This is a genomic window from Massilia sp. LXY-5 (assembly GCF_059801075.1).
Genome location: NZ_JBNNEH010000003.1, coordinates 434432 through 447876, shown reverse-complemented (window position 1 = coordinate 447876; position 13445 = coordinate 434432). Strand labels below are relative to the sequence as shown.

Sequence of the window (13445 nt, the reverse complement as noted above, 5' to 3'; positions counted from 1 at the left end):
CACCATTGCCCACCCGCCACCCTACTCTTCCCGTGCCCCGTCGATCCCCAGCTCCACGATCTTGCGCGTGATCGTATTCCTGCCGATCCCCAGCCGCATCGCCGCATCGTTCTTGCGCCCGTGCGTGTGCTTCAGCGCCGTCTTGATCAAGGCCGACTCGAACTGTTTGCCGAGGGTGTCCATCACCTCGAACTGGCCGGCGCTGAGCATGCTGGCCGCCTGCAATTCCAGCAGGCCGATCCAGCCGTCCGGGGCTGGCGGCGTTGCCGGCAGGGCAGGCGCCACGGCCCCGCCCTCGGCCAGCGCGGGCGTGAACGGCGCCGCGCCGCCCGGGGGCGCCTGGGTCAGGTCGCGCGGCAAGTCCTTGACCTCGACCGTCTGGCCCGGCGCCATCACCGTGATCCAGTTACACAGGTTTTCCAGCTGGCGCACATTGCCCGGCAGTTCCAGGCTGGAGAGAAAACGCATCGCGCTTTCGCTCATGCGCTTCGGCTCGACGCCCAATTGGTGTGCGCTCTGCACCAAAAAGTGGCGCGCCAGCAGCGGGATGTCTTCGCTGCGCTCGCGCAGGCTCGGCAGGCGCAGGCGGATCACGTTCAGGCGGTGATACAAGTCTTCGCGGAACAGGCCGTCGCGCACGCGCTGTTCCAGGTTCTGGTGGGTCGCGGCGATGACGCGCACATTGGCTTTCACGGGCTGGTGCCCGCCGACGCGGTAGAAATGGCCGTCCGAAAGCACGCGCAGAAGGCGCGTCTGCAGATCGAAGGGCATGTCGCCGATCTCATCCAGAAACAGCGTACCGTCCTCGGCCTGTTCGAAGCGGCCGCGCCGCATCGCCTGGGCGCCCGTGAACGCGCCGCGCTCGTGGCCGAAGAGTTCGGACTCGAGCAGGTCCTTCGGGATCGCCGCCGTGTTCAGCGCGATGAAGGGCTGCTGGGCGCGCGGGCTGTGCTTGTGCAGGGCGCGCGCCACCAGCTCCTTGCCGGTACCCGATTCGCCGGTGATCAGCACCGTCACGTTCGACTGCGACAGGCGGCCGATGGCGCGGAACACTTCCTGCATCGCCGGCGCCAGGCCCAGGATCTCGGGCGTCTCCGCGGGCGCCGCCTCGACGCTGGCTTCGCGCAAACTCTCTTCCAATGCGCGCCGGATCAGGGCGACGGCCTTGTCGATGTCGAAAGGTTTTGCGAGGTAGTCGAAGGCGCCGCCCTGGAAGGAGGCGACGGCCGAATCGAGGTCCGAGAAGGCGGTGATGATGATGACCGGCAGGCCGGGATGTTTGGCCTTGACGGCCTGCAGCAGGTCGATGCCCGATTCGCCGGGCATGCGGATGTCCGATACCAGCACCTGCGGCGCATCAAGCTCGAAGGCGCTCAGGGCGTCGCGCGCGTTGGCGAAGCTGCGGGTCTCGAGATTCTCGCGCGCCAGGGCTTTTTCCAGCACCCAGCGGATCGATGCGTCGTCGTCGACAATCCAGATTGGTTTCATGTAGGTCGTACTTTCCGCAGTGAATTCATCATTGGACACGGCGGAAGCGCTTCGGCTGCTTATGGCAGCGGCAGCAGGATCCGGAAATCCGTCAGTCCAGGCCGGCTTTCGCACTCGATCATGCCCAGGTGCTGCTGCACGAAAGTTTGCGCCAGCGTCAGCCCCAGGCCGCTCCCGCCATCCCTGCCCGACACCAGCGGGTAGAAAATACGGTCGCGGATCTCCGGTGCGATGCCCGGTCCATTGTCGATGATATGCAAGTCTAATGCCAGCCCGTAGCGGACCTTGGCCAGGGTCACCTGGCGCGCCACCCTGGTGCGCAAAACGATCTCGGCGTCGCCCGCCGCGATGCGGCCAGCCAGGGCCTGGGCGGCGTTGTGGACGATGTTCAGCACGGCCTGGATCAGCTGCTCCTTGTCGCCCCTGAACTCGGGAATCGAAGCGTCGTAGTCGCGCCGGATGGTCAGCCCGTTCGGGAATTCGGCCAGCACCAGCGAGCGCACCCGTTCGCACACCTCGTGGATGTTGACGTCGCCGACGATGTGCGGCTTCCTGTGCGGCGCCAGCAGGCGGTCGACCAGGGTCTGCAGGCGGTCGGCTTCCTTGATGACGACCTGCGTGTATTCCTTCAGCGCGGAGAGGTGCAGCGGCGGCAGTTCGAGTTCGAGCAGCTGCGCCGCACCGCGGATGCCGCCCAGCGGGTTCTTGATCTCGTGCGCCAGGTTGCGGATCAGTTCCTTGTTGGCCTGGCTCTGGTCGAGGAAGCGTTCCTCGCGGTCGAGTTTCAGCTGCTGCACGTTTTCGCGCAGCTCGATCAATACTTCGCCGTTTTCCAGGGCGCTGGCGATCGAGTGCACGTGCAGGGTCTCGCGCCCCGGGCGCACCAGGGCCAGGTCCTGCCGCAGGTCGGCGTACTGGTGCAGCCGGGTCTGGTCGCACAGGGCGGCCAGTTCGTCGCCGTTCGAGAACAGGGCGCCGAGGGTCTGGCGCGACAGCGATTTCAATGAAGCGTCGAGCATGTTCTCGGCCGCCGGGTTGGCATAGCGCACGCGGTCGCTGCCGTCGACCAGCAGCACGCTGGAAGCGAGCAGCTCCAGGCCGGCGAAGCGGGCCTGGGCGGCGGGACGGTCGGGGATGGTCATCGTATGTTGGCGATCTCGCGCCGCAGCGCTTCGATATTGCGTTCGGTGCGGCTGATGTCGTCGCGCATTTGCGCCACGCGTTCCTGGTATTTGGCGTAGTTACGCTCGTTGCCCTGGCGTTCGGGTTCGCCGTTGTTGAAGACCTTGCGCAAGTCCCCCAGCTTCTGTTCTTCCGCGCGCAGTTCCTCGGTCAGGATGCCGCGCCGGTCGTCGTCGCGGGCACGCTGCTGCGAGGTGTCGACGCGCGGGAAGTTCGAAGGGCTCGGCGTGGCAGCCGCCGGAGCCGGATTGCTTGCGCGGGCAGCGGCTGGGGCCGGGCCGCGGCGTTCGACCGGCGCGGGGATATAGCCGGGCAGGTCGAGCGCCTTGCAGCCTTTCTTGCCGGTGTCGGTAAATTCGACGCGGCCTTGCGCGTCGACGCATTTGTAGACCGTGGTCTGGGCTTCGGCGGCGCCATGGAACATCACGCCGGCCAACACCAGGCCGGTCACACTGGTTGTCATTCGCATCAGTAGAGGCAGCACGCTTGAATGCGTGCATGGTGGAGTTGAGCCGAATATACCGCATCCATAAAAAAACGCGGGGAAAGCCACTGGCTCTCCCCGCGTTTGTTACCTGCGCTTACAGCTTATGATGCCGTAGCGCAACAGTCAGATTACGACGAGTAGTACATGTCGAACTCGGCCGGGTGCGGGGTCATGCGCAGGCGCTGGACTTCGTTCATCTTCAGTTCCAGGTAGGCATCGATCATGCTGTCGCTGAACACGCCGCCGCGGGTCAGGAACTCGCGGTCCTTGTCCAGGGCTTCCAGCGCTTCTTCGAGCGAGGAGCAGACGGTCGGGATCAGCTTGTCTTCTTCCGGCGGCAGGTGGTACAGGTCCTTCGAGGCGGCTTCGCCCGGATGGATCTTGTTCTGGATGCCGTCCAGGCCCGCCATCAGCAGCGCGGCGAAGCACAGGTAGACGTTGGCCAGCGGGTCCGGGAAGCGCACTTCGATGCGGCGGCCCTTCGGGTTCGGGACGTGCGGGATGCGGATCGAGGCCGAACGGTTACGGGCCGAGTAGGCCAGTTTCACCGGCGCTTCATAGCCAGGCACCAGGCGCTTGTACGAGTTGGTGCCCGGGTTGGTGATCGCGTTCAGGGCCTTGGCGTGCTTGATGATGCCGCCGATGTAGAACAGCGCCGTTTCCGACAGGCCGGCATAGCCGTCGCCGGCGAACAGGTTCTTGCCGTCTTTCCAGATCGACTGGTGCACGTGCATGCCCGAGCCGTTGTCGCCGTTGATCGGCTTCGGCATGAAGGTGGCGGTCTTGCCGTAGCTGTGGGCGACGTTCCAGACCACGTATTTCAGGTTCTGGGTCCAGTCGGCGCGCTCGACCAGGGTCGAGAAGCGGGTGCCGATTTCGTTCTGGCCGGCGCCGGCCACTTCGTGGTGGTGCACTTCGACCGGGATGCCGAGCGATTCGAGGATCAGGCACATTTCCGAGCGCATGTCCTGGAAGCTGTCGACCGGAGGCACAGGGAAGTAGCCGCCCTTGACTGCTGGACGATGGCCGCTGTTGCCGCCTTCGGTTTTCGCGTCGGTCGACCACGAGGCTTCGTCCGAATCGATCTTCACGAAGCAACCCGACATGTCGACTTTCCAGCGGATCGAATCGAAGATGAAGAATTCAGGCTCCGGACCGAAATAGGCGGTGTCGCCCAGGCCGGTCGACTTCAGGTAGGCTTCGGCGCGCTTGGCGATCGAGCGCGGGTCGCGGTCGTAACCCTTGCCGTCCGACGGTTCGATCACGTCGCACTGCATGAACAGGGTGGTCTCTTCCATGAACGGGTCGATGTTGGCGGTGTTCGGGTCCGGCATCAGGATCATGTCCGATGCTTCGATGCCCTTCCAGCCGGCGATCGACGAGCCGTCGAACGCGTGGCCCGACTCGAATTTGTCGAGGTCGAAGTGCGACACAGGAACGGTGACGTGCTGCTCTTTACCGCGGGTATCCGCAAAGCGGAAATCCACGAATTTGACTTCATTGTCCTTCACCAACTGCATCACATCTGCGGCGGTCTTTGCCATGCGTTTCTCCTAAGTAAAATGGGGTGCCGTAGAACAGGCGAGATCGTTACCGACCAGTCAGCCAACCTCCGACATGCTCGCAGGAACTTATGCAGGAACCATGCCAGCCTGATTCGAATGACTAAATACGCAATCGTTCTTTGGAAAGCCGAGAGTTTAACCATAAAATCTTCAGCAACACGGGAATATCCAACGGTGCACCACAATTGAACGTTTGCACCATGGTAGTGCACTTGCACATAAATGCACTATTTTGAGGCGTGACGCACTATTTCGGCAAGCCTGCGCCAGGCCGGTGCGATCAACGATAAAGGACAAGATGAAAACGACCAAAGAGATACTCGACGCCGCGCGCGAACGTGCCCCCGGCCAGCCCTATGCCGGTGCGGTAACGCCGGACGAGGCCTTCACCCTGCTGCAGGCGGCGCCGAACGTGAAGCTGGTGGACGTGCGCACCAATGCCGAGCGCGACTGGGTAGGCCGTGTCGTGGTGCCGGAAGGCCAGCACCTGGCGGTCGAATGGGCGAGCTATCCGGGCGGCCAGCCGAATCCGCAGTTCGGCCAGCAACTCGAACGCGTGGCCGGCAAGGACGACGTCCTGCTGTTCCTGTGCCGCTCCGGCGTGCGCTCGCGCCACAGCGCGCGCGTGGCGACCGAACTCGGTTACGCCAACGCCTTCGACATCCTCGAGGGCTTCGAGGGCGACAAGGATGGGGAAGGACACCGCAAGACGGTGGGCGGATGGTGCAAGGCGGGACTGCCCTGGATCGGGGCGTAGATCGTTCGCAACTGATCTGCGGCCTGTCGAACGCGCGGGGAACCGGCCCACCCTACGGCAGCACCATCACTTGCAAACCGGACGGGGTAGCGGGCGCGCGGTAGACGCGCTGGGTCGCCTTGACGAAATCTTCCGGCTTCGCCTTCGGGATGTGGATAAACGTCTGCGGATTCAGGTCGACCAGAGGGAACCAGGAACTCTGCACCTGCACCATGATGCGGTGGCCGCGGCGGAAGGTGTGGTTCACCTGGCCGAGCTCATAGCTGAGCGCTTCCACCTTGTTCGGCGTGAACGGCTCAGGCTTCTCATAGCTGTTGCGGAACTTGCCGCGCAGTGGATTGCCGCGCACCAGCTGCTGGAAGCCGCCCATTTCGACGCCCGGGGCTGCGATGTCGCCGCCCTTGTGTTCACCCGGCGCTTCCGGATAGGCCGCCGGATACACGTCGATCAGTTTCACGACCCAGTCGGCATCGGTCCCGCTGGTCGATACGAACAGCTTGGGCGTGACGGGGCCGGCGATCGTCACATCGTCTTCCAGCACGGCACTCTGGTAGACCAGCACGTCCGGACGCGTAGCGGCGAAGCGCTGGTCCGAGACCATGTATTCCTGCGGTACACCGGTTGCCGGGTAGCCGATATAGGGCACCGGTTTGCGCGGGTCGGCCACGTATTCGTCGAAAGCGCCGGCGACCGCCGGCTGGGTCCATCCGAGCTTGCCGTCGGCGCCGAAGTAGAGGGTGCGCGCTTTGGCCTGTACCGGCGGCCAGGCCGAATAACGGCGCCAGACATTGCTGCCGGTCTCGAAGGCGGTGACCTCGGCGATCGCCGCTGCCGGTTTGACGCCCTTCAGGTGCTGCTCGAAGAAGGGGAACTGGAGCTCCTTGCGGAAGTATTCCGAGGTCTTGCTGTCGAAATTCACGTGCCCCAGGCGCGCACCTTCTCCGCGCGCCCAGCCCCCGTGCACCCATGGCCCCATCACCAGGCTGTTCACGATGCCCGGGTTCTGCTTTTCGATGGCGCCATAGGTCGTGAACGGGCCCTGCGGATCTTCGGCGTCGAACCAGCCGCCGACCGTCAGCACGGCCGCCTTGACGTTCTTCAGGTGCGGTGCAATCGCCCGCGCCTTCCAGTACGCGTCATAGGTATCGTGCTCGACGTTCGGCAGGAACAGTGCGCGCTGCTGTTCGCTCATGCTGGCGGCGATGTTCGACAGGCTCAGGCGCTCCAGGAAGAAGTCATAGCCGCTGGTCGTACCGTACTCGAATCCGGCCCAGCTCTTCGGCAGCGGCGTCGGATTCGGTGCCTCGGTAAAGGCGGCATAAAAATCGAAGTTCGCGGCCAGCATGAAGGCGCCGCCGTGGTAGGAGTCGTCGCCCAGGTAGAGGTCGGCGATCGGCGCCTGCGGCGAGGCGGCCCGGATCGCGGGGTGCGAATCGATGATGCTGGCCGCCGTATAGAAGCCCGGATAGCTGATGCCGTAGATGCCGACTTTGCCGTTGTTGTTCGGGACGTTCTTCAGCAGCCAGGCCACGGTGTCGTGCATGTCCTGGCTCTCGATGCCCTCGCCCGCGGCCCGTTTCGCCTGCGCGTGCGGCGTCATCTCCTGCCACTTCCCTTCCGACATGTAGCGTCCGCGTACGTCCTGCTTCACGAAGATATAGCCGGCATCCTCGAACTCGGGCGAGGGACCGATCGAACCCGGCATCCAGTCGACGCCATAGCGCAGCTCTCCCTCGGCCTGGACGCCGGCGCTGTAAGGCGTGCGCTGCATCAGGAAGGGGTAGCTGCGTGCACCGTCCTTCGGCACGTAGACGGTCGTGAACAGCTTGACGCCGTCGCGCATCGGGATCCGGTATTCGTATTTGGTATAGGTTTCGCGCAGGTTGCGCCTGGCGGTGGGCGCGTCGGCGGCGCTCTCGCTGGAGGCCAGCGTGGCGGCCAACATCGGACCAGGACCGAAGGCCAGCGCCATCGACAGCGCGAGCAGGGAAAGCGGACGGGAAAGCGGGCGACGCATCATGAATTCCTCTGAACAAAGACGGCCGCCAGTGTAATCGCATTCAGTGAGGAATTGTTATTCGGGCAATCCGCTTTCGTCATGGTGTGCCGCCTGCAGCCGCTGGCGCACGATGTTGATATGGCCGCGCAAGCCATACAGGCCGTCGGCATAGGCCAGCGGGATCGAGATGTGGTTCACCTGCTCCTCGATCTCGTCGAGGCGGTGCAGCAAGTCGTGGCGGACAATCTCGCGCTGCTCTTCGACCACGCCCTCCCAGGCCTGCTCCACCGCACGCAACTCGCCGTACCAGCGGTAGACGCGCGAACGCACCCGCCACACGTACAGCGGCGGCACGATCTTCGACAAGGGAATCACCAGCGCCGCCAGCGCCACCACCACGACCCACAGCCGGTCGAACAAATTCGCCAGCCAGAAGCTCATGTAGCGCTGCAGCAGCGGCGGGCCGTCCCGGTAGTATTTCGCCGCCTCGCTTGCTACCGGAATCTCGGTGAACTTCGGTGACGGGAACTGGCCCTGCTGCTGGAACCACCCTGCCCCGCCGTGGATCTCGCCGGCCGCCTTCACGAACAAATCGATCAGCGCCGGATGCAGGTCCGCGCGCGCGACCAGGGTCGCGGTCGGCGCGATCAAATGGTAGTCCTGCGAAGGGATGTCGCGCCCGAGGTCGACGATGCCGCGCGGCAGGGTCACGTGCGTGAGGAAAGGCAGGCGCCGGGTATAGGCTTCGGCCTGGCTGAAATTGAAGAGGCGGATGCCCGGGGTTTGCAGCAGCATCTGGATCAGCGGCGCTTCCGGGGCCGAACTGAAGACCAGGCCGTCGATGCGCCCGGCCAGCAGTTCGACGGTGGCCGGCGTGTTCTCGAGCGCGCTGATGCGGAGCTCTTTCGGTTCGACCCCGTTCACGGCCAGGATCTGCCGGAACAGGTTGGGCACGCCCGTGCCTTCCGGCCCCAGGTTGATGCGCAGGCCGCGCAGGCCGGTGAGGCTTTTCGTCTTGACGCCCTCGCGTACGAACAGCCACACCGGTTCGGTGAACAGGCTGCCGAGCGACACGAGGCCGAGCTCCTTTACTTTTTTATCGGCCTGCTCTTCGCTGGTCGAGCCGCTCTGGACGAAGGCGATGTCGGCCTGGCCGCTGCGCAGGCGCTCGAGATTCTCGCGCGAGCCGAGCGTCGGCTGGAGGGTGACGCGGATGTCGTCCTTTTTCAGTTCCTTCGCGTACTGCTTGCCGAACGCTTCGTAGGCGCTGTTTTCCTGGCCGGTGGCCAGGCGCACCTGGCGCGGCGGGGCCGGGTCCACTACCCAATAGGCGACGACACAGGCAGCGATGACGAGGACGATCGTCGGCCCTGCGGCGACCAGCAGGTCGCGCAGGGAGACGAGGCTGAAACTGCGGATTTTGGAGACGGCGCGCCGGCTGGCCCGGCGCGCCCGTTCACCCGGGTTCAACGCACGCACTGGCGCGTGGCGCCCACGCTGCCTTGCGGCGGTTCGATCATCGGCATCAGGCTTGGCGCCAGGGTCACCAGCAGCTGCGTCGGCAGCGCGCTGGTGAAGTCGTATTTTTCCGACTGCGGACCGTGGACATAGGCCGTCATCGAACCGAAGAAGCGCTCGCCGATGTTGAAGACAAAAGTCGCCGAGCGGTTCACGTAGCGCGACTCGATCAGGCGCCCGCCGCGTGCATAGACGTCGAAGCGCTGGTCGCCGGTACCGGTCTTGCCGCCCACCGCGACCACGTTGCCGTCCGAGGTGGTGAACGCCGTCTTGACGCGCTTGGCCGTCCCTTCGGAGACCACGCCGCGGATGGCATTGACCGCCGCGCGCGCCACTTCCGGCGCTAGCACGACTTCGTTCTCCACTTTCGGCGCGCGCTTCACGAGGGTCTCGTAAGGCGTGCCCTTGGCGAAGTGCAGCGAATCGATGCGCTCGACGGGTTTGCGCACGCCGCCATTGATGAGGATGCCCATCATTTCGGCCAGCGCGGCCGGACGGTCGGCCGAGGCGCCCAGCGTCGTCGCATAGGACGGCACCAGCGAGTCGAACGGATAGCCCATCTTCTTCCACTGCGCGTGGATCTTGAGGAAGGACTCGACTTCCAGCAGGCCCGCGATGCGCTTGTCCTGGGCGTTCTTGCGGTTCGTCTTGAACAGCCAGGAATACACTTCCTGGCGTTCCTTGGTGCTGGCCTTGACCGCTTCGCTCCAGCCGGCTTTTGGATGCGTGCGCAGGTAGCCGACCAGCCACAGTTCCAGCGGATGAACCGAAGCGACATAGCCGCGGTCGGCCAGCGACATGTTGGCCGGGGCGTACTGGTCATACATCTTGGCGATGCGTTCCTCGTCGACCTCGTTGGTCGGCAGCGAGGCGTCGATGAAGGCGCCGAACTGCTGCAGGCTCGCGTTCGGGGCGATCGTGCGGTGCACGGCGGCCAGCTTCGAGGCCATCGGGCGCACGCCCTGGATCAGCAGCGCGGTCGCTTCGTCGCCGGTCTTGCCCTTGTACTTGTTCCAGAATTTCGCCAGGAAGGTTTTACCTTCGGCGTCGGCGAAGCGCGCCAGGTATTCGGCGCGGCGCGGATCGTCGGCGTCGGCCAGCAGCGCGGCCGAGGACCCCGGCAGCTGGAACATGTAATAGCGCGCCACGTCGCGCATCAGGCGCACGAACACGAGGTTCGTCGACTGCTGCAGCGCTTCCTGCACCGTCATGATCTTGCTGTTATCGAGCTTGCTGAAGTTGCCGAAGTAATGCAGGCCGCCGCCGGTGAAGAAGCCTTCGCCCGGGTTGCCGGAATACTTGCGCGCCATCGCGGCCGCCAGCATCGGCGTGAGGCCGCGGTCGGCATTCGCCGGCAGCGCCAGGAAGTAGTCGACCGCCCAGCGGCTCAGGTGGTCTTTCGGATCGATGCGGACCTCGCGCAGCGCCTTGGGATCGAGCGGTTCGTAGCGCTTGTGCAGCTGGTCGACGATGTCGAGATAGCTCACCAGGGTGCGCAGCTTGGCGGTGGAGCCGAGGTCGAGTTTGGCCTGCTCGTTGATGTCGAGCGGCTGGTCGTAGTTGTCGGTCTGGACGCGCAGGTAGTTGACGTTGTCGCCGCGCTCCATCAGCGTGAAGCTGTAGACCACCTGCGAGGGGTCGCCGTTGCCGAGCATACCCTTGCCGGTCAGGCCGGCCTCCGCCGCCGCTTCCGGCGTGGTCAGGCGGCGCAGCGCAGCGGTAACGGCCTGCTGGGCCTCCGAGTCGAGCGTCGAGACGACCGACATGTCGAGGCGGTCCAGGTTGTACAGGCGCGGCTCGCCCAGCAGGTAGCCGAGATGGTTGCGCACCGCGTTCGAGGCCTTGCGCGAGACGAAGGCATTCGCCGCGGGGGCTTCGACGCCGGAGCCGAGCGCCGGTTTCAGTTTCACGGCCAGCGCGGCGTCGCGCAGTTGCGGCGTGATCACGCCGGCCTGCGCCAGCACGCGCAGGTGGCTGTTGGTCAGCGTTTCGAGGTCGGCTTCGCCGGCGCCCAGGTAATAGGCCGGGCGGCGCTGCGCGATCATCAGCGACAGCGCTTCCTTGTAGACGAGGACAGCCTCCGGCGTGTCCATGCGGCCCTTGAGGATCTCGCCGACTTTCTTGAAGTCGCGCCCGTACCAGACCCACATGCCGTCGCCGAGGCCGTTGACTTCGCCGTAGCCCAGCTTCGCCGACAGCGGCACCGTGTTCAGGTAGTCGAGCACGATCTGGCGGCGCGCGGAAGTCGTATCCTCGCCGTCCTGGTAGGCGCGCAGGGTGGCCGAGGCCATCTGGACGAATTTATCGTGCAGCGAGGCGGTACGCCCTTCCGGCGAGTGGCGGTATTTTTCGATCTGGGTCGCCAGCGTCGAGCCGCCTGCCACGCGGCCGCCGCCGCTGATGCCGATGGCGGAGAGCGACTTGTCGAACACGGCTTTCGAGAAGCGGTCCCATTCGACGGCCGGATTGCGTTTCGGGTAGGCCGGGTCGAGCAGTTCGCGGTTCTCGATGAACAGCAGGCTTTGCACCAGCAGCTGCGGCGTGTCGTCGAATCGTTCGTAGAAACGCTCGGGGAAGCGGGAAGCGAACAGCGGCTGGCTGCGGCAGTCGAGGATCTCGAGGCCGGTGCGGGTCTTTTCGCGGTAGGTGGCGAAGATGCCGCGGTCGGCCAGTTCCACCATCTTGGGCGACATGCGCGCCTGGGCGTCGATCACGTAGTCGCGCGTCTGCAGCTTGGCGAGGAAGCCCGGCAGGTGCGAATAGCCGAGGCGCGCATCGTAGGGGCTTTCCGCCGGGAAGCGGATCGCGTTGCTGGGACCCTTTTCCATCCGGTAGTGCACGTCCTTCATCATGCCGGCGAAGACTTTCGCCTGCAGCGTCGAGGTACGCGTTTCGTAGACCGCATAGGCCGAGCCGGCCGCCACGACCACGAGCAGGATGCCGAACAGGACCAGCTTGCCCCGGCCGCGGCCCTTCGGCGGCTCGCCTTCGCGATCGGGTTCAGGGCTGTTGCCGTCTCCAGGGGAGGTGTCCGCGGGCGCGCCCGCCTCGGTCACCAGCGAAAGGTGGGGAACGGTATCGGACAAGGATTCTTCCTGCGCGGCCGCATCGATTGCGGGCGCGGCATTGCCGGCCGCTTGACCGCGCAGTGCGCGAAATACGTTACGAGGCCGTTTGAAACGGCGGGTGCTTTCCATGATGGCTCAACCGGTTTTGAATCGACATTCCTGCAATCCCGTCAACCTGCTCGCCATCCCTGCTGCCGGTTTGTTCGAGTGATCGCGGTGGTCATTGGTTCACGTTTGTGGTTCTTTTTTCAAGCGCCGTTCCAATGTCAATTGTGTCGGCGCCCAAGACATCATTCCACCACATCAACAGGTTTTGCACGTAGCCCTCTTCAACAATTTTGACCTGCCCTGATCTTTTTCGCAAAAAAACAACGGCAGAGTTATCTGGATAGCATTGATGCCTACAAGCATTCTTCTCGCTATCCTACATGGCGTCGATGTCGGGCAGATGACATGCCATTTTCGGTTCTGCTCAGGCGGTGACCGGGGCGCTTGTACGCAAGTCTTCCAGCGCCTGCAGGCAGTAGTACTGGAACCATAGTCCAGTGAATAAAAAGATCAGGATATATAGCCAGGCCGACAGGATCGCCAGGACCGGGAACAGGGCCACCGCCAGCACCGCGCCGCCCATCCAGGCAATCCCCGGCAGTGCGCCGAGCACGCCCGAAACCATGCCGATCGCCAGCAGCGGCCAGCGCCGCGCCTGCATCAGGGTCTTGCGCTCGGCGGCGCTGGCGTGGGCGGCGAGGGCGTCGTAGCTCATCACGCGCGCGGAGACCCAGCCCCACAGCGCCGCTTGCACCACCACCGCCAGCGGCGGGATCGCATACAGCGGCACCGTGCACAGCCAGAGCAGCGCAAAGACGAGGACGCTCGTCAGGTTCATCCAGATGCTGCCGGTAAAGCTGCCGCCCTCCTTCCGCTCGAGCTTGGGGAAGGTCCGGCGGCCGACATGGCGTTCGATGGCCGGCATCGCGAACACCCCCATGAACAGCAGGGCAGAGGCGATCATCAGCGGAAGCAGCAGCAGGATCGCCATCAAGGGCACCACGACCACCTTCAGCATGCCCAGGCCGAGCGTGGACAGCAGGCTGCCGCTCGCCTGGAACCAGCCGTACTCGGCGAACAAGCCCTGCAGCCAGTCGAAGAACGCCGGCCCGAAGGCCCACAGCAGGCCGCCCCAGAGCAGCAGCGACAGCAACAGCGGCGCCAGGGACAGCATCATCATGCGCGGCGAGAAGCCTGCGCGCAGGGCGCGCGCCCAGGCGGTGGCGATGCCGTTCATGTGCGGCTCCAGGGTGTGGTCAGGAAAGATACGGGCATGGTCGCGCGGCTCCCGATGTCAAAAGGTCATTGTAGACGCGATGGGACAATATGGGAC

At 64.8% G+C, this 13445-nt stretch carries 9 protein-coding genes; 1 reads left to right on the top strand and 8 read right to left on the bottom strand.

The window, feature by feature from the left end:
* Positions 1-21 precede the first annotated feature (21 nt).
* The 4 genes from ntrC to glnA form a co-directional block, all read right to left on the bottom strand.
* The gene (ntrC, locus tag ACI48I_RS11015; RefSeq protein WP_498574188.1) at positions 22-1488 is read right to left on the bottom strand and encodes a nitrogen regulation protein NR(I); all 1467 of its coding nucleotides are present in this window, start codon (positions 1486-1488) and stop codon (positions 22-24) included.
* Positions 1489-1547: 59 nt separating this feature from the next.
* A complete protein-coding gene (gene glnL, locus ACI48I_RS11010) occupies positions 1548-2630 on the bottom strand; it encodes a nitrogen regulation protein NR(II) (RefSeq protein WP_193686868.1) in 1083 nt (360 codons plus the stop codon).
* Entirely contained in the window at positions 2627-3133 is a 507-nt protein-coding gene (locus tag ACI48I_RS11005) for a DUF4124 domain-containing protein (protein WP_498574187.1), read from the bottom strand. Before ACI48I_RS11005 ends, glnL begins: the two co-directional genes overlap by 4 nt.
* Before the next feature lie 152 nt (positions 3134-3285).
* Positions 3286-4701, bottom strand: a complete 1416-nt coding sequence (gene glnA / locus ACI48I_RS11000) for a type I glutamate--ammonia ligase (protein ID WP_193686870.1) — start codon at positions 4699-4701, stop codon at positions 3286-3288.
* Between the two features lie 319 nt (positions 4702-5020).
* On the opposite strand from glnA, the gene ACI48I_RS10995 reads away from it, so the two are divergent.
* Positions 5021-5479, top strand: coding sequence for a rhodanese-like domain-containing protein (locus ACI48I_RS10995; protein WP_193686871.1), 459 nt, complete (start codon positions 5021-5023; stop codon positions 5477-5479).
* A 52-nt stretch (positions 5480-5531) separates the two neighbouring features.
* Here the strand turns inward: ACI48I_RS10995 and ACI48I_RS10990 are convergent, their stop codons facing one another.
* From ACI48I_RS10990 to ACI48I_RS10975, 4 genes are all read right to left on the bottom strand, one after another.
* Positions 5532-7499, bottom strand: coding sequence for a CocE/NonD family hydrolase (locus tag ACI48I_RS10990; RefSeq protein WP_498574186.1), 1968 nt, complete (start codon positions 7497-7499; stop codon positions 5532-5534).
* A 54-nt stretch (positions 7500-7553) separates the two neighbouring features.
* Positions 7554-8948: a TAXI family TRAP transporter solute-binding subunit gene (locus ACI48I_RS10985; RefSeq protein ID WP_498574185.1), complete on the bottom strand. Its 1395-nt coding sequence runs from the start codon at positions 8946-8948 to the stop codon at positions 7554-7556.
* Positions 8945-12193, bottom strand: a complete 3249-nt coding sequence (locus tag ACI48I_RS10980; protein WP_498574184.1) for a transglycosylase domain-containing protein — start codon at positions 12191-12193, stop codon at positions 8945-8947. The genes ACI48I_RS10985 and ACI48I_RS10980 overlap by 4 nt, the downstream gene beginning before the upstream one ends.
* 343 nt (positions 12194-12536) lie before the next feature.
* A complete protein-coding gene (locus tag ACI48I_RS10975) occupies positions 12537-13349 on the bottom strand; it encodes an EI24 domain-containing protein (RefSeq protein WP_498574183.1) in 813 nt (270 codons plus the stop codon).
* Positions 13350-13445 lie beyond the last annotated feature (96 nt).

Coding starts and splice junctions, on each gene's coding strand:
- ntrC (WP_498574188.1), bottom strand. CDS start 1,488: ATGAAACCAATCTGGATTGTCGACGACGACGCATCGATCCGCTGGGTG.
- glnL (WP_193686868.1), bottom strand. CDS start 2,630: ATGACCATCCCCGACCGTCCCGCCGCCCAGGCCCGCTTCGCCGGCCTG.
- ACI48I_RS11005 (WP_498574187.1), bottom strand. CDS start 3,133: ATGACAACCAGTGTGACCGGCCTGGTGTTGGCCGGCGTGATGTTCCAT.
- glnA (WP_193686870.1), bottom strand. CDS start 4,701: ATGGCAAAGACCGCCGCAGATGTGATGCAGTTGGTGAAGGACAATGAA.
- ACI48I_RS10995 (WP_193686871.1), top strand. CDS start 5,021: ATGAAAACGACCAAAGAGATACTCGACGCCGCGCGCGAACGTGCCCCC.
- ACI48I_RS10990 (WP_498574186.1), bottom strand. CDS start 7,499: ATGATGCGTCGCCCGCTTTCCCGTCCGCTTTCCCTGCTCGCGCTGTCG.
- ACI48I_RS10980 (WP_498574184.1), bottom strand. CDS start 12,193: ATGGAAAGCACCCGCCGTTTCAAACGGCCTCGTAACGTATTTCGCGCA.
- ACI48I_RS10975 (WP_498574183.1), bottom strand. CDS start 13,349: ATGAACGGCATCGCCACCGCCTGGGCGCGCGCCCTGCGCGCAGGCTTC.